17 protein-coding genes and 1 pseudogene are annotated in these 18,271 nt (G+C 66.7%); 6 read left to right on the top strand and 12 right to left on the bottom strand.

The features are described 5' to 3' along the window. Positions 1–8: 8 nt before the first annotated feature. Together ACWPWO_RS01210 and ACWPWO_RS01205 are read right to left on the bottom strand one after the other, a co-directional pair. Positions 9–1,256 (bottom strand): D-amino acid dehydrogenase, encoded by a 1,248-nt coding sequence (locus ACWPWO_RS01210; RefSeq protein WP_454003793.1) that lies wholly within the window; start codon positions 1,254–1,256, stop codon positions 9–11. Between the two features lie 98 nt (positions 1,257–1,354). After that, complete coding sequence (locus tag ACWPWO_RS01205; protein WP_454003791.1) at positions 1,355–2,248, bottom strand: LysR family transcriptional regulator; 894 nt, start codon at positions 2,246–2,248, stop codon at positions 1,355–1,357. Between the two features lie 162 nt (positions 2,249–2,410). Between ACWPWO_RS01205 and ACWPWO_RS01200 the strand changes: the two genes are divergently transcribed. Both ACWPWO_RS01200 and ACWPWO_RS01195 read left to right on the top strand, forming a co-directional pair. Next, entirely contained in the window at positions 2,411–3,079 is a 669-nt protein-coding gene (locus tag ACWPWO_RS01200) for a GntR family transcriptional regulator (RefSeq protein ID WP_454003789.1), read from the top strand. A gap of 157 nt (positions 3,080–3,236) precedes the next feature. Beyond that, positions 3,237–4,976 carry a methyl-accepting chemotaxis protein gene (locus tag ACWPWO_RS01195; RefSeq protein ID WP_454003787.1) on the top strand — a complete coding sequence of 580 codons (1,740 nt, stop codon included), beginning with the start codon at positions 3,237–3,239 and terminating at the stop codon, positions 4,974–4,976. Between the two features lie 139 nt (positions 4,977–5,115). Here ACWPWO_RS01195 and ACWPWO_RS01190 read toward each other — a convergent pair whose 3' ends face one another. Next, positions 5,116–6,072: a Bug family tripartite tricarboxylate transporter substrate binding protein gene (locus ACWPWO_RS01190; protein WP_454003785.1), complete on the bottom strand. Its 957-nt coding sequence runs from the start codon at positions 6,070–6,072 to the stop codon at positions 5,116–5,118. Positions 6,073–6,382: 310 nt separating this feature from the next. Here ACWPWO_RS01190 and ACWPWO_RS01185 point away from each other — a divergent pair, with 310 nt between their 5' ends. Genes ACWPWO_RS01185 through ACWPWO_RS01175 form a run of 3 tightly spaced genes read left to right on the top strand, consistent with a single transcriptional unit; the run spans position 6,383 to position 9,485 of the window. After that, a complete protein-coding gene (locus tag ACWPWO_RS01185) occupies positions 6,383–8,002 on the top strand; it encodes an ATP-dependent acyl-CoA ligase (protein ID WP_454003783.1) in 1,620 nt (539 codons plus the stop codon). A 14-nt stretch (positions 8,003–8,016) separates the two neighbouring features. After that, a complete protein-coding gene (locus ACWPWO_RS01180) occupies positions 8,017–9,180 on the top strand; it encodes a thiolase family protein (RefSeq protein ID WP_454003781.1) in 1,164 nt (387 codons plus the stop codon). Beyond that, positions 9,177–9,485: a zinc ribbon domain-containing protein gene (locus ACWPWO_RS01175; protein WP_454003779.1), complete on the top strand. Its 309-nt coding sequence runs from the start codon at positions 9,177–9,179 to the stop codon at positions 9,483–9,485. Before ACWPWO_RS01180 ends, ACWPWO_RS01175 begins: the two co-directional genes overlap by 4 nt. 244 nt (positions 9,486–9,729) lie before the next feature. Here ACWPWO_RS01175 and ACWPWO_RS01170 read toward each other — a convergent pair whose 3' ends face one another. The 3 genes from ACWPWO_RS01170 to dctP all read right to left on the bottom strand — a co-directional run bounded on the left by ACWPWO_RS01170 (position 9,730) and on the right by dctP (position 12,680). Further along, positions 9,730–11,052, bottom strand: a complete 1,323-nt coding sequence (locus ACWPWO_RS01170; protein ID WP_454003777.1) for a TRAP transporter large permease — start codon at positions 11,050–11,052, stop codon at positions 9,730–9,732. Positions 11,053–11,054: 2 nt separating this feature from the next. Beyond that, positions 11,055–11,579, bottom strand: a complete 525-nt coding sequence (locus tag ACWPWO_RS01165; RefSeq protein ID WP_454003775.1) for a TRAP transporter small permease — start codon at positions 11,577–11,579, stop codon at positions 11,055–11,057. Between the two features lie 126 nt (positions 11,580–11,705). Continuing rightward, entirely contained in the window at positions 11,706–12,680 is a 975-nt protein-coding gene (gene dctP / locus ACWPWO_RS01160) for a TRAP transporter substrate-binding protein DctP (protein ID WP_454003773.1), read from the bottom strand. A 210-nt stretch (positions 12,681–12,890) separates the two neighbouring features. Between dctP and ACWPWO_RS01155 the strand changes: the two are divergent. After that, positions 12,891–13,573: pseudogene (locus ACWPWO_RS01155) on the top strand (HAD family hydrolase). A gap of 27 nt (positions 13,574–13,600) precedes the next feature. Here ACWPWO_RS01155 and ACWPWO_RS01150 read toward each other — a convergent pair. Genes ACWPWO_RS01150 through ACWPWO_RS01125 form a run of 6 tightly spaced genes read right to left on the bottom strand, consistent with a single transcriptional unit; the run spans position 13,601 to position 18,102 of the window. Next, positions 13,601–13,942 (bottom strand): hypothetical protein, encoded by a 342-nt coding sequence (locus ACWPWO_RS01150; RefSeq protein WP_394063286.1) that lies wholly within the window; start codon positions 13,940–13,942, stop codon positions 13,601–13,603. A gap of 4 nt (positions 13,943–13,946) precedes the next feature. Continuing rightward, a complete protein-coding gene (locus ACWPWO_RS01145) occupies positions 13,947–14,582 on the bottom strand; it encodes an ABC-type transport auxiliary lipoprotein family protein (protein WP_454003771.1) in 636 nt (211 codons plus the stop codon). Beyond that, positions 14,579–15,496 carry an MlaD family protein gene (locus ACWPWO_RS01140; RefSeq protein ID WP_454003769.1) on the bottom strand — a complete coding sequence of 306 codons (918 nt, stop codon included), beginning with the start codon at positions 15,494–15,496 and terminating at the stop codon, positions 14,579–14,581. The genes ACWPWO_RS01145 and ACWPWO_RS01140 overlap by 4 nt, the downstream gene beginning before the upstream one ends. Beyond that, positions 15,496–16,293: an ABC transporter ATP-binding protein gene (locus tag ACWPWO_RS01135; RefSeq protein ID WP_454003767.1), complete on the bottom strand. Its 798-nt coding sequence runs from the start codon at positions 16,291–16,293 to the stop codon at positions 15,496–15,498. The genes ACWPWO_RS01140 and ACWPWO_RS01135 overlap by 1 nt, the downstream gene beginning before the upstream one ends. Then, the gene (locus ACWPWO_RS01130) at positions 16,287–17,408 is read right to left on the bottom strand and encodes an MlaE family lipid ABC transporter permease subunit (protein WP_454003765.1); all 1,122 of its coding nucleotides are present in this window, start codon (positions 17,406–17,408) and stop codon (positions 16,287–16,289) included. Before ACWPWO_RS01130 ends, ACWPWO_RS01135 begins: the two co-directional genes overlap by 7 nt. Positions 17,409–17,418: 10 nt before the next feature. After that, complete coding sequence (locus tag ACWPWO_RS01125) at positions 17,419–18,102, bottom strand: hypothetical protein (RefSeq protein WP_454003763.1); 684 nt, start codon at positions 18,100–18,102, stop codon at positions 17,419–17,421. Positions 18,103–18,271 lie beyond the last annotated feature (169 nt).

The following is an 18,271-nucleotide window of genomic DNA, read 5'->3' as shown; positions in this document are numbered from 1 at the left end:
GGTCGGCCTCAGGGCCGGAAAGGCGCGTCGTCGATGGGCGCGGCCTCGCCGAGCATGCGCGCCGCCAGCAGCGCGGCGCTGCCGCAGGCCAGGGTGAAACCCAGGGCCCCATGCCCGGCATTGATCCACAATCTTCCCGCCAGCCTGCTGGCCCCTATGACCGGCTTTCCCGAAGGCGTGGCCGGGCGCAGACCCGCCCAGGTCTGCGCCTGCTCCAGAGGCAGGCCGGGAAACAGTTCGTTCACCTGCTGCTTGAACCCGGCCATGCGCGCAGGCGGAATGTCCAGGCCGCCGAATCCGATGTCCACCATGGCGGCCATGCGCAGCACCTCGCCCAGGCGAGCATAGACGATGCGCCGCTCGTAATCGGTCACGCTGATCGCAGGCACAGGCTGGGTCAGGCCGGTCAGCGGCAGGCTCAGGCTGTAGCCCTTGAGCGGATAGATCAGGGGCCGTCCGCCCAACTGGCGCAGCAAGGGCACCGTTCCCATGCCGCCGGCCACCACGAACTGATCCGCCTCCAGTTCTCCCTGCGGCGTAAGCACGGCGCGCACGTCGTGCCCTTCGCGCACGAAGCCGCGCACAGGCTGATTCAGCAACAGGCTATAGTCCGCATCGCCCTGCAGACGGGCGTGCAAGGCTTCGCAGAACAGCCGGGTGTCGCCCGCCTCTTCGCTGGGCGTGTAGATGGCGCCCTTCAGGCGGGAACCCAGGGCCTGCAGAGACGGCTCCAGCGCCAGCACCTCGTCCGCCTCCAGCACCTGCTGCGAAGAACCCAGCTCCGCCTGCAGCCGCGCCTGCTCGCGCGCATGCTCGAAAGGACCGACGCTGCGAAACACGATCAGCTTGCCGTTGGCCTGGTGGGCGAACTCCAGGCCGAAGCGGGCCTGCCAGTCGTGCAGCACGTCGCGGCTCAGGTAGGACAGGGTCAGCATCTGCGCCGTGGACTGGCGCACCACGTCGCCCCGGCACAACTGCAGAAACTGGGCCAGCCAACGCCACTGCTGCGGATCCAGCGCGGGCCGGAAGCGCAGCGGCGAGTCTTTCTTCAGCAGCCAGCGCGGCAAGTCCTTGAAGACGCCCGGATCGGCCAGCGGCGCCACATAGCTGTAGCTGAGCTGGCCGCCGTTGGCAAAGCTGGTGCCGCCGGCCACCTGCGCCCCGGCCTCCAGCACCGTGACGCGCACCCCCTTCCGGCGCAACATGAAAGCCGTGCTCATGCCGATGACGCCGGCGCCGATGATACAAACGTGCATGCAGAGTACTCCCGATAACTGGACCGTATTCTGCGTGCCCGGCGCGGCGCGGGCCAATGAAAAAATACCGCGCTCCATAACCCAGGGTTATGGAACGGCTACGCTGCTTCCTCTGGAAAGCGGCACTCCAGCAAGGCCTGGCGTATGTGATCCAGCACGACCTGGCGCGAGCCCGAACCCGCGTCGTCCTGCACGGTCAGCACGCTGACGGGCACGTCCAGGGCTTGCGGCAGGCGATGCAGGCGCAGGCCCGGACGCTGCATGGCGCGCGCCGTGACCAGGTCCACCAACGCCTCGCCTGCTCCCTGCAGTACCAGCGAACAAGCCACGTAATGCGTCTGCACCCGCATGACCGGCGCGAAATCGGGCACGTGGGATTCCAGCAGGCGCTCCACCATGGCGCCCATCGGATCATGCGCATCCAGGGCGATGAAGGAGCGTTGCGCCATATCCTCCCAGGTACGCAGGGCGGGCGCCTCGGGCGGGGCGACATGCACCAGCTGCGTCGCGGCCAGCACCTGGCGCTGCACGCCCGGATGCTCGCCCTGGTCGAAGGTGACGACCATGTCCAGATCGCGGGTTTCAAGAGCCTGCAGGAGCTCGCCGCTGTGGTGCGTGCGCAGCTCGAAGCTCATGGCCGGATGGGCCCGACGGCAGCGGCTCACCGCCACAGGCAGCAGCTCCAGGCCGAAGGCGGGGCTGCTGCCGATGCGCCACAAGCCCTGGTGATGGAAGCGCAGATTGCGGGCCAGCCGGCCCACGTCGCCCAGCTCCTGGTGCAGGCGCGCCACGCGCGGGGCCAGGACGCCCGCCTCGCGGGCCGGCACCAGGCGGCCGCGCACGCGATCGAACAGGCGAAAGCCCAGCTGCATTTCCGCGGTGGCCAGCAGCTTGCTGGCGGCCTGCTGGGAGATGTGCAGCAGGCGCGCCGCCTCCGTCAGGGTCCCGCCCCGGCAGATCGCATCGAAGATTTCCACATGCCGCCAACGCACCGGGCAGCCCTCCTGTTCCATTGTTCATGGCACCCGCCGGATACTCATCCGGGACGGGCCCGCCAGCGCTAGCATAAAACGGATCGGCCCGACGCGCTTCCTTGTTATCCTATAGCCCGTCGTCATCTTCTCTTTTTCCGTGCGCCTTGCGCCGCTGCATTCATGGCTGCTTCCCCTTACAAGAAACGCGAACCCAACATCCGCGAACAGGTCTACGGCATGCTGCGCCAGGACATCGCCCTGGGCAAGATCGGCTTTGACGTGCGGCTGGTGGACAACGAAATCGCCTCCAGCCTGAATGTCTCTCGCATGCCCGTGCGCGAAGCCCTGCTGCAGCTCAAGAACGAGGGCATGCTGGACAGCACCTCGCGCGGCTTCGTGCTCAAGGTCTACACCCCGCAGGACATCGAGGACATCTTCTCCGTGCGCGTGCTGCTGGAGCCGGCCGCCGCCCGTTCCGCCTGCCAGAACCAGAGCGCCATGGGTCTGCTGGCCATGGAACACGCCGTGGCGCGCATCGAGGCCACCCACCAGCAGGGCGATCCGCTGGACAACATCCAGGCCAACTGGTCCTTTCGCAGCGCGTGGATCAACATGGTGCCCAACAAGCAACTGGTGGACACCATGGAGCGCCTGCACGACCGCGCCGACCAGGCCCGCATCGCCTGCCTGCAGGATGCGGACTTCCGCCTGGGCACCCTGCAGCGCGCCCAGGGCATCTGCCGGGCCTTCCGCCAGCGCCAGGCCGACGAGGCGGCCGCGCTGATCCACGAGAACCTGCTGATCTGCAGCGCCGCCTACTGCGTGAAACAGGCCGAGCTGCTGGCCTGATGAAAACCCCAATAAGGCCGGACTAAAGCCCTAAAAACCGATGTCGTAACCGTATCCGCCTTGCAGCGCGCATCCTAGGCAAACGCAGCAGGGCAGCCCCTTCCAACGGCCCGATGTCATGCATCCGGCCATCTTGATACGACAAAAAAGGCGCACCATGTCCTTCCTCAATAATTTGCGCCTGCGCCAGAAACTGATGGTTCTGGCAGGCTTGCTCCTGGTCGTCATCGGCATCCTGGCCGTGACGCAATGGAACGTCAATCAGGCCACCGGCGCTGTAGCACAGGCCTATCAGCAACGCTATGCCTCCTACATGCTGGCCAACGAACTGCGCCACAACTCCGACGACCTTACCCGGCTGGTCCGCACCTATGTGAGCACGGGCGATGAACGCTGGGAAAAGCAATACAAGGAGGTCGTCGACATCCGCGCCGGCAAGCTGCCCCGCCCGGCCGGCTACGAAGGCATCTACTGGGATTTCCGCGCCGCCGACATTGCGGTGCCCGGCCAGAGCGGTCCGGCCGTGGCGCTGCTGGACATGATGCGGCAGGCCGGCTTTTCCGATGCCGAAATGGCCAAGCTCAGCGAGGCCGCCGACAAGTCGGCCGCCCTGGCCCAGACTGAAATGCAGGCCATGAACCTGGTCAAGGGTCTGGCGCCCGATGGCAAGGGCGGCTTCGTCAAGGGGGAACCCGACCTGGACAAGGCGCGCGAACTGGTCAACAACGCCGACTATCACCGCACCAAGGCCCGGATCATGGAACCCGTGAGCGCCTTCTTCCAGTTGCTGGACGCTCGCACCAGCGGCGCCATCGCGGCCGCGCAAGATACCGCGGCGCGCTGGGTCATGATCCAGCTGATCAGCAGCGCCGTCGCGCTGGGCCTGTTCTTCATGATGCTGTGGAGCGTGTTCAACAGCGTCATCGCCTCCATGCGCCAGGCGGTGCAAGTGGCCGACGACGTGGCGCGGGGCGACCTGACGAACCAGATCGTGGCCAGCGGCCGCGACGAGGTGGCGCAGCTCATGAATGCCCTGGGCCGCATGCAGCACAGCCTGGTGGAGGTCGTCTCCACGGTGCGCCAGGGCAGCGATTCGGTGGCGGCCGGCAGCTTCCAGATCGCCCAGGGCAATCACGACCTGAGCGCGCGTACCGCAAGCCAGGCGAGCGCGCTGGAAGAGACGGCCGCGTCCATGGAGGAACTGTCCGCCACCGTCAGGCAGAACGCCGACAACGCGCACCAGGCCAACCAGCTTGCCATGAACGCCAGTACCGTGGCCGAGCAAGGCGGCAGCGTGGTGGCCGAGGTGGTGGACACCATGAAAGGCATCAATGCGTCGAGCCAGAAGATCGCCGACATCATCAGCGTCATCGACGGCATCGCGTTCCAGACCAACATCCTGGCATTGAACGCGGCGGTGGAAGCCGCCCGCGCGGGCGAACAAGGCAAGGGCTTCGCCGTCGTGGCCGGCGAAGTGCGTTCCCTCGCCCAACGCAGCGCCCAGGCCGCCAAGGAGATCAAGGACTTGATCACCGCCAGCGTCGAGCGCGTAGGCCAGGGCACCCAACTGGTGGACAAGGCGGGCGAGACCATGACGCATGTGGTGGCCTCGATCCGCCGCGTCACCGACATCATGGGCGAGATCAGCGCCGCCAGCAGCGAGCAGAGCACAGGAGTCAGCCAGATAGGCGAGGCCGTCGCGCAAATGGACGGGGTCACGCAGCAGAACGCCGCGCTGGTCGAGGAAATGGCGGCCGCCGCCGGCAGCCTCAAGAGCCAGGCGCAGAATCTGGTGCAGGCCGTGGCGGTCTTCAAGCTCCAGGCTGGGCGCGGCGCCACGACCATGCCGGCGGCATTGACGGTCAACAGTCACGCCAGGCAGATAGGCCCCGTGTAACGACAAGCCCATGCCATACCCAGCCTTGAGGCAAGAGCGCGGTCCTCCTGCCTGCGCTCGACAGGCCGCCAGGCGGATTCAGGGCGGTACACAATGAAAAAGGCCGGCTAAAGCCGGCCTTTCTTTCACTGCAGCTTGATCAGTCCAGGGTGATGTTCAAGGACTGGATCATGGGGCCCATGGCCTTGGCGTCATGCTCGATCAGCTCGGAAAACTCCTGCGGAGTCGAGGGCTGGATCTCGATGCCGAAATCCACGAACTTCTTGACCACCTCGGGTTCCTTGAGCACGGCCGTCAATTGCTCGGTCAGGCGCGAGACGTCGTCGGCGGGCGTGCCGGCCTTGGCGGAAATGCCCCACCAGATCGTGAAGGCCACATTGGGGATGCCGCTCTCGGCAATGGTGGGCACATTGGGGCGCAGGGGGCTGCGCTCGGTCGTGGCGGCGGCAATGGCGCGCAGGCGGCCGTCTTCCAGGAAGCCGCGGCTGCCGGTCAGCACGTCGAAAATGAAGTCGATCTGGCCGCTGACGGCATCGATCAATGCCGGACCGGCGCCCTTGTAAGGGACGTGCACCAGGCGCGCGCCCGTTTCCTTGCGCAGCATCTCGCCCAGCAGATGGGTGCCGGTGCCCATGCCGGGCGAACCGTAGGTCAGTTCCTGCTGCTTGCCGGCCGCAACCAGGTCCTGCACGCTCTTGTAGGGGCTGTCCTTGTTCACCAGCAGGAACACGGGCGCCTTGGCGGCCAGGGTCATGGGCACCAGGTCGGTGGCCACGTTGTAGTTCAGACGCTTGTACAGGTGGCGGTTCAGCGAATAGGCGCCGCTGTCGGCCAGGAACAGCACCGTGCCCATGGCGGCCGGATTGGCGTTCTTGACCACATTCATGGCCACCTGGGCGCCGGCGCCCGGACGGTTCTCCACGATCACCTTCTGGCCGAAGCGCGTGCCCATTTCCTGGGAGATCACGCGCGCCAGCTGATCGGCGGCGCCGCCTGGCGGATAGGGCACCACCAGGGTCACGTTCTTGTCCTGGGCATGGGCCTGGGCGCCCAGCATCACTGCGCAGCAGGTTGCGAATTTAAGCCACAACTTCATAGTTCATCCCCGGAGCCGGTCTGGGCTCGTTCTAGGTCATTGTCATGTCCGCTTGCGCGGACGCACTCGCAGGCCGGGCTCCCCTTGTGGTTGCGCAACGCCTGCCTCCTCCACCCCATGGCCGATTTCTTCCGGATGGCGCGGCGACGATGTGCCCCGCCTTGCCGCGCTCTGAACTCCGGGTTTTTCCGGCTGAGGAAATGAATTTGAAAATAATATATTGCAGTATACTGTTTGCTCGATATTAGTGATTCCACCCATATAAATCGGCTCGCCGCCTCCGTTTCACGCGGCCGCCGGGAGACAAACCATGCAAGCCCATTCGATTCCCGCTTCCCAACTGCCGCTGTATTCCCTGCCCGCCGCCCAGCGCACCGTGCCGGCGCTGCTGCGCCTGCGAGCCGAACGCATGGGCGATGCGCCGCTGTTCTCGGATCGCCGCAGCAGCTATACCGGCGCGCAGACCCTGCAGGCGGCCGCCGCCAGCGCCAGCCGTCTGGCCGCCGCCGGCATCCGGCGCGGGGACCGTGTGGCCCTGCTGTGCACCAATCGCCGCGAATTCCTGGACATGGTGCTGGGCTGCGGCTGGCTGGGCGCCATCGTGGTGCCCATCAATACCGCCTCACGCGGCGCGCAGCTCCAGCATATCCTGAGCAACAGCGGCGCCACGTTGCTGGTGGTCGAAACCGACCTGACGCCGCTGCTGGCCGAAGTCGACCTGGGCGCCACTTCCGTGGCGCAGGCCTGGCTGATCCCCGGCGAAGAAGCCGCCCAACCGCTGGACGTGCCCGCCTGCGAACTGCCCGCGCCCGGCGACTATTGCGAACCGGCCGACATCGCTCCTGGCGACACCCTGGCCATCCTGTACACCTCGGGCACTTCCGGCCCGTCCAAGGGCGTGCAATGCCCGCATGCGCAGTTCTACTGGTGGGGCATCTACACGGCCAGCAAGCTGGGCATGCGGCCTGACGACGTGCTCTACACCTGTCTGCCCATGTTCCACACCAATGCGCTCAACACCTTTTTCCAGGCCCTGGTGAGCGACGCCTGCATGGTGGCGGACCGCCGTTTCTCGGCCAGCCGCTTCTTCGACGCCCTGCACGAGACCGGCGCCACCATCACCTACCTGCTGGGCGCCATGGTGCCCATCCTGCTATCCAAGCCGGCCACGCCCGCTGAAAAACTGCACAAGACGCGCATCGCCCTGGGCCCCGGCGTGCCCGAGCAGTTCCACACCCAATTCCTGGAGCGCTGCGGCATGCGCCTGCTGGACGGCTTCGGCTCCACCGAGACCAACTACGTGATGGGACGCGGCATCGAGGAACAGCGCAACGGCTACATGGGCCGCCTGTCCGACGGCTTCCAGGCCCGCGTCGTGGACGAGAACGACAATGAACTGCCCGACGGCCAGGTGGGCGAGCTGCTGCTGCGCGCCGACGAGCCCTACGCCTTCGCCCTGGGCTATTACGGCATGCCCGAAAAGACCGTGGAGACCTGGAAGAACCTGTGGTTCCACACAGGGGACCGGGTGGTGCGCGACGCCGACGGCTACTACCGCTTCGTGGACCGCCTGAAGGACATGATCCGGCGCCGCGGCGAGAACATTTCTTCCTTCGAGGTCGAAGAGGCGCTGTCCAGCCATCCGGCCGTGCAGACGGTGGCCGTCTACGCCGCCAAATCGGAGCTGGCCGAGGACGAAGTCATGGCCATGATTGTGCTGCGGCCCGATGCGCAGGTAAGCTGTGAAGAGCTGCTGGGCCATTGCGAACGCACCCTGCCGTACTTCGCCGTGCCCCGCTTCATCGAATTCACCGACCGCCTGCCGACCACCGAGAACGGCAAGATCCAGAAATTCGCACTGCGCGACCGCGGCGTGGGCCCGGCCACCTGGGACAGGGAGAAAGCCGGCTACCAGGTCCGTCGCCGCTGATCCGGGAGCCCCGCATGACCAACCCTTTCGACCTGGGCAATGTGCGCCTGCTGGGCGCCACGGAAGTCAGCTACACGCGGCGCGGCCAGCGCAGCACGTCCGAACTGCTGGCCCTGGCCTTTCGCCAGGCGCTCGACGAAGCCGGCCTGCGCGCCAGCGACATAGACGGACTGGGCGTGGCTTCCTTCACGCATGCCCCGGACCGGGCCATTGACCTGGCCTGGAAGCTGGGCCTGCAGCCCCGCTGGATCATGGACGACAGCAACGGCGGCGCCAGCGGCCTGAACATCCTGCAGCACGCCATACGCGCCGTGCAGGCGGGCGACGCCCGCGCCATCGCCATCGTGGCCGGCGACCACTTCGAGCCCGAGGACTTCCGCCGCCTGGTGGAGAACTACAACCAGACCACGCGCGACCACTTGCGCCCGCTGGGCGCGGGCAGCCCCAACCAGGTGTTCGCCATGCTCACGGCCGCGCAGATGCGCGCGCTTGGCCTGGAGCGCGCCGACTACGGCGCCCTGGTCATGCGCCAGCGCCAGTGGGCGGCGCTGAATCCGCAGGCCGTCTACCGTTCGCCCATGAGCCTGGACGACTACCTGAACGCGCCGGACGTGTCCTGGCCGCTGGGCCGGCTGGACTGCGTGCCCGTGGTGGACGGCGCCAACGCCCTCATCGTGACGCGCCAGGATCATCCGGCCGCGCAAGGGCGGCCCGCCATCACGGTGCGCGCGCTGCGCAGCCTGCACAATATCGACGACCAGCAGGGCGACGGCCTGAGCACGGGCCTGGCACGCCTGGCGCCGGACCTGTGGCCGCAAAGCGGCCTGAACCCGGCGGACATGGACGTGGTCAGCATCTATGACGACTACCCGGTGATGGTGCTGGCGCAATTGCAGGACCTGGGCTTCTTCCAGGCGCAGGACGCCAAGCGCTTCATCCATGAGGACATCGCCACCGGCCGCCTGGCCCTGAACACGTCCGGCGGCCAACTGTCGGCCGGCCAGGCGGGAGCGGCCTGCAGCCTGCACGGCCTGGTGGAGGTCATGCGCCAGCTGGGCGGCCAGGCGGGCGAGCGCCAGGTGCCGCAGGCCCGCTTCGGCCTGGTGACCGGCTACGGCATGGTCGAGTACCGCTACGGCATGTGTTCCACCGCCCTGATCCTGGAGTCCTTGTCATGAGTCCCACTGTTTTCCGCTGCCTGGGCTGCGAACATCGCGTTTTTCCCGCCCGCCACCTGTGCCCGCGCTGCCACGGCGCCGATTTCCAGCCCGAGCCCTGCGATTCGGGCACGGTGCAGGAGCTGACCCACAGCCTGCAGCGCGGCCCCGAAGGCCAGGCCGACGTATTGCTGCTGGCCACCATCGCCAGCGCGGCCGGTCCCATGCTGATCGCCCGCCTGCACGACACCCACATCCAGCGCGGCGACACCGTGCGGCTGGTGATGCGGGAGGGCGGGATTCATGCGGAGCCTGTGCAGGGATAAATCCGCTTTTTCCAGTTCGATTGCCAGAGATGGTCTTTGTGAAGACGCCGTCCACTGAATCGATCAGCCGACATGCATAGGCCTAGCGCCTCCTAAAGATGAAGCCACGCCATTCCCTGCTTCAACTAAATGGCATGCCGCGCCCGCATCCCCTGCCATAAAGCAAAAAAGCCTCCCCGAAGGGAGGCCTTTTCGCTTTCCAGCGAACTGCGGACGCCCGGAGACCGGACATCCGGCAGTCGCATCACCCGATCAGTCCGGGCAGGCCCAGGGCGATCCAGGGGATGAACAGCACCAGGGCCAGCACGCCGATCTCGATGACCAGGAAGGGCACGGCTGCGCTGTAGATCTGCGGCAGGCGGATGGAGGGCGGAGCCACGCTCTGCATCACGATCAGCAGCAGGCCGAAGGGCGGGGTCAGCAGGCCGATCTCCAGCGCGATCAGGATCATCACGCCCAGCCAGACCGTGTCCACGCCGGCGGCCAGGGCCAGGGGCATGAAGAAAGGCAACGCGATCATCATCATGGAGATCTGGTCCAGCACCATGCCCATCACCAGCAGCACCAGCAACATGCTGACCACCAGCACGAAGGGCGGCAGGTGGTAGTCCTCGATCATGACCAGGAGGCCCGCGCTGGCGCCGGAAAAACTCAGCAGTTGCGCAAAAGTCGTGGAAGCGGCCAGGATGAACAGGATAACCACGGACACCTTGGCGGTCTCGATCAGGCTCTTCCACAGCGCCTTCATGGTCAAGGCGCGGTAGGCGATGGTGGCCAGCACGGAGGCCAGCACGCCGATGGCGGCCGATTCCGTGGGCGAAGCCCAGCCGGCCAGCATGGAGCCGACCACGGCAACGAAGATGCCCAGCAGCGGCACCACGTTCAGCACGAAAGGCTTCCACAGCGCCCAGCCCTTCAGGCGCGTGACCTCGTCATCCTCGCTCATGGGCGCGTCCTGCGGACGCAGGCGGCTGCGCACCACCACGTAGGCCAGGAAGCCCAGAGCCATCAGCATGCCGGGCAGGATGCCGCCGATCAGCAGGCGCTCGATGGAGATGCCGGCCAGGCTGCCCAGCATCACGGCCAGGGCCGACGGCGGGATCAGCATGGCGATGCCGCCCACCGCCATGATGGGCCCCATGGCCATGGTGGGGTGGTAGCCGCGGCGCAGCATCTCGGGCAGCATCACCCCGCCCATCATGGCGGTATTGGCGATGGACGAGCCCGACAGCGTGGCGAAGGTCGTGCCGCCCAGGATGCTGACAATGGACAGCTTGCCGGGCACGCGCGAGATCATGCGCTCGATCGAATCAATGGCCTTGAAGGCCAGACCCGTATGGAAAAGCACCTCGCCCATCAGTACGAACAAGGGGATGGGCGTCAGCGAGAAGCTGCCTATCGACGCGGTCGTGTTGCGCGCCCACTGGGCCAGGCCGGCGGCCTCGCCCAGGAACAGCCAGGCGCCCAGCAGGTTGACCGACAGAAAGGCGAACACCACCGGAGTGCCGATGGCCATCAGCAGGAAAAGCGATCCCAGCATCAGGATCAATGCCATTTGCCATTCCATGATCAGGCTCCTTGCGTGGCGGGGGTAGACATCAGGCGGCGCAGGAACTCCAGCGCCAGCATGGCCGCGCCGAACAGCAGCGGCAGGTTCAGCCACCACTCCGGAAACACCAGCGCCTTGAACACCATGGCGCCCTGTTCATGCGCGTCCAGCGCCACGGCTGCGCATTGCCAGGCCAGCACGGCGCTGACCGCCAGGCCCAGCAGATTGGAGACCAGGTCCAGAGCGCGCTGCGCCCCCTGGGGCAAGGTGTTGAACAGCACGTCGATGCGGATGTGGCCGCCCAGGTACAGCACCCAGGGCGCCGCCACGAAGGTGGCGATGATGAGCATGTACTCGGTGATCTCCACACTGGTGGAGAGCACGTCGTAGCCCAGGTTGCGCAGCACCACGTCGGCGCAGACCAGCAGGCTCATCAGCCCGAAGGTCAAAGCCGCCACGGCGCCGCAGGCATGCATCAGAAGCGCGTAGGGACGGCCCCACGCCGGATTGGAAGGCGCGCCTTCCGGAGAGGTTGCAGCAGACATGTCGTCTTCTCCGCAGAACAATGTGAATGACAGGACCGGAATGGGCCGGCCGGATGTGCGCCATCAAAAAGTGGACACTGCACCCAGGGCGCAATGTCCACATTCAGGCCGCTTGAAACGATTCCGTCAGGGCTGGTAGCCGCCGAACAGCTCGCGCAGCTGCGCGGCATACTTGGGGCTGGATTTGTCGATGCCCGCCCAGCCGGCCTCGTAGGCCTTGGTGCGCAGGGCGCGCGCCACTTCAGGCTCCAGCACCAGGGGCTGCACGCCGGCTTTTTCCGTGGCCGCCTTCTCGTCGATCGCCATCTGGTGCTCGGTGACGTTCTGGGACTCCATCCACTCGATCTGCTTGCGCATGAAGGCCTTCTGCTCGTCGTCCAGCTTTTCCCAGCTCTTCTGGTTCATGAAAAAGCCCACTTCCACGTTGTAGAAGCCCGGCTCGACGCGGTACTTGGTCTTTTCATGCCAGCCCATTTCCATCACGCCCACCGAAGGCCAGCCATAGCCGTCCACCACGCCGCGCTCCAGGGCGGTGTAGACCTCGCCCGGCGGAATCTGCAGGGGCGTGGCGCCGATCTCGCGGAAGAACGCCAGGTAGACGGGCACGCCGCGCAGCTTGAAGCCGGACAGGTCGGCCGAAGTCACGGGCTTGTTGGTGTAGATGTGGTACTGCAGGCCGTCGGTTGTGCGGGCCAGCCAGGTGATGTTGGCCTTCTCGCGGTGAATCTTGTCCATCAACTCGTAGCCGCCGTTCCGGCGCAGCTCGCTCATGGGCTTTTCCGTCAGCGTCAGGGCCAGCGCCTCGGGCACCAGGTTGGCGTGGAACACGGCCGTGGTATTGGCGAAATCCACCACGCCGGCGCGCAGGGCGTTGCCCACTTCGAACGGCGGAATCGCTTCCGGACCGCCGATCACGTTGATCTGCACCAGGCCCTTGCCCTCGGCGTTGACCTTGTCCACGAACTGCTTGAAGCGCTTGGTGAAGAAGGTGTCCATGGTAAAGACAGAAACCGCCTTCAGCGTGACTTCAGCCGCCTGGGCGCCAGCCATCCCCATCGCCAGCAGCAGGGCTGCCGCCACTCGAGTCGTTTTGGTCATCATGACGGATATCCCCGCAGAAAGTTTTCTTATGAACATTTATTTTAGAAATGAATATATGAATACTCAATTATTTAAGACTCGGGGTTTTCACTTAGGAAAATATGCAACATTGCCTGCAGCCCCTTGTTTTTGCTGCTGAAATACGCGTGCCCCTCCTCCTGCTGTATCATCTGATACTTCCCCCGGTTTCTGGATGCAAAGGTTTCACCCATGACGTTCTCCGCTGTGCTCTTCGATTGCGACGGCGTGCTGGTCGACAGCGAACCCATCACGGTCCGCGTGCTGCGCGACATGCTGGAGGAGGAAGGCTGGGTGATGAGCTACGACCAGTGCTACGACTGGTTCATCGGCAAGGCCCTGCCGGACGAGCTGCCCGTGGTGCGCGAGATGACGGGCAAGGACCTGGACATGGAATGGGTCATGGCTTTCCGGATGCGCCGCAACCATGCCCTGTCCGGCGAGGTCATGCCCATCCCCGGCGTCAAGGCGGCCATCGAAGCCATCCTGCGCGAGAAACCCGCATGATCGCCTGCGCCTCGGGCGCCGACCGCGCCAAGCTCACCCTGCAACTGGGGCAGACCGGCCTGAGCGATTATTTCGGCAGCCATGTCTACAGCGGCGCCGAAACCCCGCGCAACAAGCCCTATCCGGACGTCTACCTGGCAGCGGCGCGGGGACTGGGCGTGGACCCGGCCCGCTGCGTGGTGGTGGAGGACAGCGTCACCGGCGCCACGGCCGGCATGGCGGCCGGCGCCACCGTGCTGGGCTACTGCCCTGTGGCCGGACGCGAAGAAGAAATGCGGCTGGCGGGCGTGCGCCAGACTTTCCGCCGCATGGACGAACTGCCCGCCCTGATCGCCCGCCTGGAAAAAGAAAACGCCGCCCAATGCTGAGGCGGCGCTTTCCAAGCCGGGCCCGGCTCAGTCTTCCAGGTGGAAGGCATGCAGCACCCGATGCAGGACCGGGGCGATGATCAGGCCGAACGTGGCGGCCAGCACCAGGCTGACGTAGGCCCCGTAGAACGCGAAGAACAACTTGCCGGCCACGGTCTCGGGCAGGATCAGGGGGCCGATGCCGCCGGCGATCATGGCGGCGTTCAGGGCCGCATCGTGCCAGTGCACGTTCTCCTCCAGCCAGACATGGCCCAGGGCCCCCAGCAGCAGGGAGAGGGCCACGAAAAGAACGCCGAACGCGGCATGCACCAGCAGGCGCAGGACGAAGCGCCGCCAACTGATCAGGGGCTGATTGCGCGACTCGTACATGGCCTCAACGCAGCCCCGTCCTGACCGGAATCGAACCCAGCCACCGGCTGATCTCCAGGGCCAGCGCATCGCCGGCGCGGCCGAAGGCCTGCACGACCTGCGGCACCGCCGTGCCGTCCACGGCCTCTTCGAGCGTGAAGCGCCGCGTCTGCAGCAGGACGCCGTTGCGCTGGTCGCGCAGATTGGCGTCGAACTGGATGCGCACGCGCGGCGCGCCCTGCACATAATCCACCTGGAACGCATTCAGCGATCCGCTCAGCTCCCAGTCGGCCACCAGGGCGTCGCTGTCCAGCGCCACGGCGCGGAACTGCCCGGCGTCGCGCAAGGCCCCGGCCAGGCGGTTGCGCAGCAGGGTCGGCGCATCGTCGCTCCAGCGCACGCCCTGGTAGGCGCTGAGCTGGTTGCCGTCGGGCAGCACGATGATGCGCGGGCTGGCCAGCGCGCGGTCCGCATAGGGTCGGTCCACCTGCAGGATGAGCGCCTGACGGGCCGGGTCGGACGGCTGGGCCGCCAGCGCGGCGGCGGGCAACTGGTAATACGTCAGCGACTCGGGCGCGGGCAGCACGGAGCAGGCCGTCAGCAGGGCGGCGCCGCCCAGGATGGCGCCCAGCGCCAGACGGCGCGCAACAACGGAAATCATGGCGTGAACTCCTGTAGTTTGTCGCGGCCCAGCAGATAGCCGGCCGGGTTGTCCTCCAGTCGGGAAGTGACCGCGCGCAGGCCCGCCAGGGCCTGGCGCAGCTCGCGCAAGGTCGGCTCGATCTCGGTCAGGCCCTGCGCGCCGCGCCCGACGGCCGCCGCATTGTCCCGCACCAGCTTGTCCAGGCTTTGCGTGGCCCGGCTGAAATCGTCCATGGATTTCCGGATGGCGTTCATGGCCTGGGCGCCCTGACGGTCCACCAGCCCCTGGGTGGACTTGAGCAGCGCGGCGGCCTGCTCGCTGGCGGCCGACAGCTTGCCGATCAGCTCGGGCACGCCTTCGCCGGCCTGCGACAGTTGGCCCATCAGCTTCTCCAGTTGCTGCAGGCTGGCGGAAATGGATTGGGAGTTCTCGGCCGACAGGAAATGGTTGGCATTGTCCAGCAGGCTGGAAATCTTGCTCATCAGCTCTTCACCGCCCGCCATCAATTGGGCCAGAGGCGAGGGCGAGGCCACGATCACGGGCAGCTTGCCGTCCGTGGCCGGCAGCAAGGGGCTGTTGGGCGTGCCGCCGCTCAGTTCGATGACGGACTGCCCGGTGATGCCGGCCAGCGCCAGGCGGGCGCGGGTGTCTTCGTGGATGGGGATGGCCGCCTGGATGGTGATGCGGGCGCGCACGCGCTGCAGGTCATCGGGATCCAGCCGCAGCGAGCGCACTTCGCCCACGCGCAGGCCGTTGTACTGCACCGCGCTGCCGCGCGACAGGCCCCGCACGCCTTCCAGGAAGACGATTTCGTAGTCGCGGGTCTCGGCGTCCCGGCCGGCCTTGGCCAGCCAGAGTGAAAACAACACCGCGGCCGTGGCGACCAGCAGCGTGAAGACCCCGATCAATACATGATGGGCGCGAGGTTCCATTAAGAATGCTCCTGACGTCGGCTTTGTGCCAGCTGCGCGGCCCTCCCCCCCGGACCCTGGAAATATTCCCGGATCCAGGCGTTATCGACTTGTTCGACACGGCTGAGCGTGTCGTTGACCAGCACGCGCTTTTCCGCCAGCACGGCGACCCGGTCGCAGATGGTGTAGAGCGTGTCCAGGTCGTGCGTGACCAGAAAGACGGTCAGACCCAGCGCGTCGCGCAGGGTCAGGATGAGCTGATCGAAATCCCCCGCGCCGATCGGGTCCAGGCCAGCGGTGGGCTCGTCCAGAAAGAGGATTTCCGGATCCAGGGCCAGGGCGCGGGCCAGGGCGGCGCGCTTGATCATGCCGCCCGACAGCTCGGACGGATACTTGCCGGCGGCATTGGCCGGCAGACCCGCCAGCGCCATCTTCATGGCGGCGATATGCTCGGCCTGCGGCCGGGACAGGCCGATGTGCTCGATCAGCGGCATGGCGACGTTCTCCACCACGGTCAGGGAGGAAAACAGCGCGCCCTGCTGGAAGAGCACGCCCAGGCGGCGCTCCAGGCGCGAGCGGTCGTCGGAGGACAGCGCGCCGATTTCCTGGTCGAAGATGCGCACCGTGCCGCCGGAGGGCGGGCGCAGGCCCAGGATGGAGCGCAGCAGCACCGACTTGCCGGTGCCCGAGCCGCCCACCACCCCGACGATCTCGCCCGGATATACGTCCATGTCCAGGTGCTCGTGCACGACGTGGTCGCCGAAGCGGTTGCTCAGGTCGCGCACCTGGATGATGGGCTTGCGCTGCACCTCTACCATCCCATCTCCATGAAGAACAGGGCGGCCAGGGCGTCGATCAGGATCACGATGAAGATGGAATGCACCACCGCGGAGGTCGTGTGCTCGCCCACGGACTGGGCGCTGCCGCTGACCTTGAAGCCCTCCTGGCAGCCGATGACGGCGATCAGGAAGGCGAACACAGGGGCCTTGGCGATGCCCAGGATGAAATGCCTCAGCTCGATGTCCTGGCTGAAGATGTTCAGGAACATGGTGGGCGAGATGTCCAGCGTCAACGCGCACACCAGGGCCCCGCCGAAGATGCCCGCCATCATGCCGATGAAGGTCAGGATGGGCAGCGCCAGCAGCATGGCCAGCACGCGCGGGATGACCAGGATCAGCATGGGGTTGAGCCCCTGGGCGCGCAGCGCGTCGATTTCCTCGTTGGCCTTCATGGAGCCGATCTGCGCCGTGAAGGCGCTGGCGGTGCGGCCCGCCATCAGTATGGCGGTCAGCAACACGGCGAATTCGCGCAGGAAGGAAAAACCCACCAGGTTGACGGTGTAGATAGTGGCACCGAAATCGGCCAGGACTGTCGCGCCCAGGAAGGCGATCACCGCCCCGACCAGAAAGGTCAGCAGGGCGACGATGGGCACGGCGTTGAAGGCGGTTTCCTCCAGCTGCGCCACGATGGAAGTGACGCGCCACTGGCTGGGCCGCAGCACATTGAAGAACAGGGTTTCCAGGGTCAGCCCGATGAAGCCCAGCAGGTCGCGCGCCTGGCGAAAGAAGCGTTCCGTGGACAGGCCCACGCGCTCGAGCAGGTCGGTGAGCAGCCAGTGACGCGGCGGCGGAGCGGGCGTCTCGGTGCGGCTCATCGCCCGGGCCACGGTCTGCAGCAATTGGCGGCGTTCCTCGGACAGCCCCTGAGCGCCGGCCAGGGCGGCCTCGATGCGCTCGGCGCCCAGCCATTCGCACAACACCTGCGCACCCGCGGTATCCAGGGTCTTGAGCCCGCTGAAGTCGAGCACCTGCGCGGCGGCCGCCTGCTTCAGACTGGCTTGCAGGGCGTCGTAGTGGCGCAAGGTCCAGTCACCCAGCAATTGAAGCCGGCCGGAGCCTTCGGAGCAGAGATACGCTGGCGAGGATGTCGTCATGAGGCGTAGTCTAACGGAATTGGTCCCGCCTGACATCGCCCGCTACGCATCCGCGGCGCGCGGCGCGCGCGATCAGTCCGGGCGCAATCGCGTCAGGCAGTCGGGCAGCATTTCGGCCACATGGATGCAGCCGTCGACGCCGGCCGCCAGGCCATGCCCGTAGACGCCCTGGATGCGGCAACGGCCGATCAGGCGCCCGTCCTGCGCCGAGAAACGCGACAGGCGGGCCGTCTGGTCGCTGACCAGGACATCCCTGCGGCAGGACGGCCACCGCCATGGGCTTGTGCACGGGACGCAGCTCGCCCAGGTAGCGGCCCTGGCCGTCCAGGCGCTGGACGCGATGATTCTCCCGGTCGGCCACCAGCACCGTGCCGTCCGCCGCGCGCGCCAGCATGTGCGGCGTGCTGAACTGCAAGGGGCCATCCCCGGGCTCGCCCATGGCGCCCAGCCAGCGGCGTCCGGCATCGAAGCGGTGCACCACGGTATTGCCGTAACCGTCGCTGACCCACACGCCGCCGTCCGGCCATTCCAGCGCATGGGTGGGATGATTGAACGGCTCCTGCCAGCGCGGCCGGCCCGGCTCGCCCAGCCGCCACTGCTCGCCCCCGTCCCCGTCCAACGCCAGGACCTGATGGCCGTCCAGGTCCGCCACCAGCGCACCGCCCCCGGCCGGGCGCTGATGTGATGAGGGCACAGCAGGTCCGCCAGCGGCCATTGCGCAGCCAGGCGCCCATCGGGCTCCAGCACGATGACCGCGGCGGGCCGGCGCAGCAGGGCGGCGACGCGCCCGTCGGCCAGCACCGCCACGCTGCAGAGGCTGCCCAGGTCGGCCTGCGCCCAGTTCCGCTCCACTCGGTAACGTT

Source organism: Alcaligenes sp. Marseille-Q7550 (assembly GCF_965112015.1).
The sequence above is the reverse complement of the archived record's forward strand: the minus strand, read 5'-3'. Positions and strand labels throughout refer to the sequence as shown.

Excerpts from the sequence above, each read along its gene's own strand:
- ACWPWO_RS01150 (WP_394063286.1), bottom strand. The coding sequence starts at position 13,942 with ATGTACGAGTCGCGCAATCAGCCCCTGATCAGTTGGCGGCGCTTCGTC.
- ACWPWO_RS01130 (WP_454003765.1), bottom strand. The coding sequence starts at position 17,408 with ATGACGACATCCTCGCCAGCGTATCTCTGCTCCGAAGGCTCCGGCCGG.
- ACWPWO_RS01185 (WP_454003783.1), top strand. The coding sequence starts at position 6,383 with ATGCAAGCCCATTCGATTCCCGCTTCCCAACTGCCGCTGTATTCCCTG.
- ACWPWO_RS01135 (WP_454003767.1), bottom strand. The coding sequence starts at position 16,293 with ATGGTAGAGGTGCAGCGCAAGCCCATCATCCAGGTGCGCGACCTGAGC.
- ACWPWO_RS01140 (WP_454003769.1), bottom strand. The coding sequence starts at position 15,496 with ATGGAACCTCGCGCCCATCATGTATTGATCGGGGTCTTCACGCTGCTG.
- ACWPWO_RS01175 (WP_454003779.1), top strand. The coding sequence starts at position 9,177 with ATGAGTCCCACTGTTTTCCGCTGCCTGGGCTGCGAACATCGCGTTTTT.
- ACWPWO_RS01145 (WP_454003771.1), bottom strand. The coding sequence starts at position 14,582 with ATGATTTCCGTTGTTGCGCGCCGTCTGGCGCTGGGCGCCATCCTGGGC.
- ACWPWO_RS01180 (WP_454003781.1), top strand. The coding sequence starts at position 8,017 with ATGACCAACCCTTTCGACCTGGGCAATGTGCGCCTGCTGGGCGCCACG.
- ACWPWO_RS01165 (WP_454003775.1), bottom strand. The coding sequence starts at position 11,579 with ATGTCTGCTGCAACCTCTCCGGAAGGCGCGCCTTCCAATCCGGCGTGG.
- dctP (WP_454003773.1), bottom strand. The coding sequence starts at position 12,680 with ATGATGACCAAAACGACTCGAGTGGCGGCAGCCCTGCTGCTGGCGATG.
- ACWPWO_RS01195 (WP_454003787.1), top strand. The coding sequence starts at position 3,237 with ATGTCCTTCCTCAATAATTTGCGCCTGCGCCAGAAACTGATGGTTCTG.
- ACWPWO_RS01210 (WP_454003793.1), bottom strand. The coding sequence starts at position 1,256 with ATGCACGTTTGTATCATCGGCGCCGGCGTCATCGGCATGAGCACGGCT.
- ACWPWO_RS01170 (WP_454003777.1), bottom strand. The coding sequence starts at position 11,052 with ATGGAATGGCAAATGGCATTGATCCTGATGCTGGGATCGCTTTTCCTG.
- ACWPWO_RS01190 (WP_454003785.1), bottom strand. The coding sequence starts at position 6,072 with ATGAAGTTGTGGCTTAAATTCGCAACCTGCTGCGCAGTGATGCTGGGC.
- ACWPWO_RS01200 (WP_454003789.1), top strand. The coding sequence starts at position 2,411 with ATGGCTGCTTCCCCTTACAAGAAACGCGAACCCAACATCCGCGAACAG.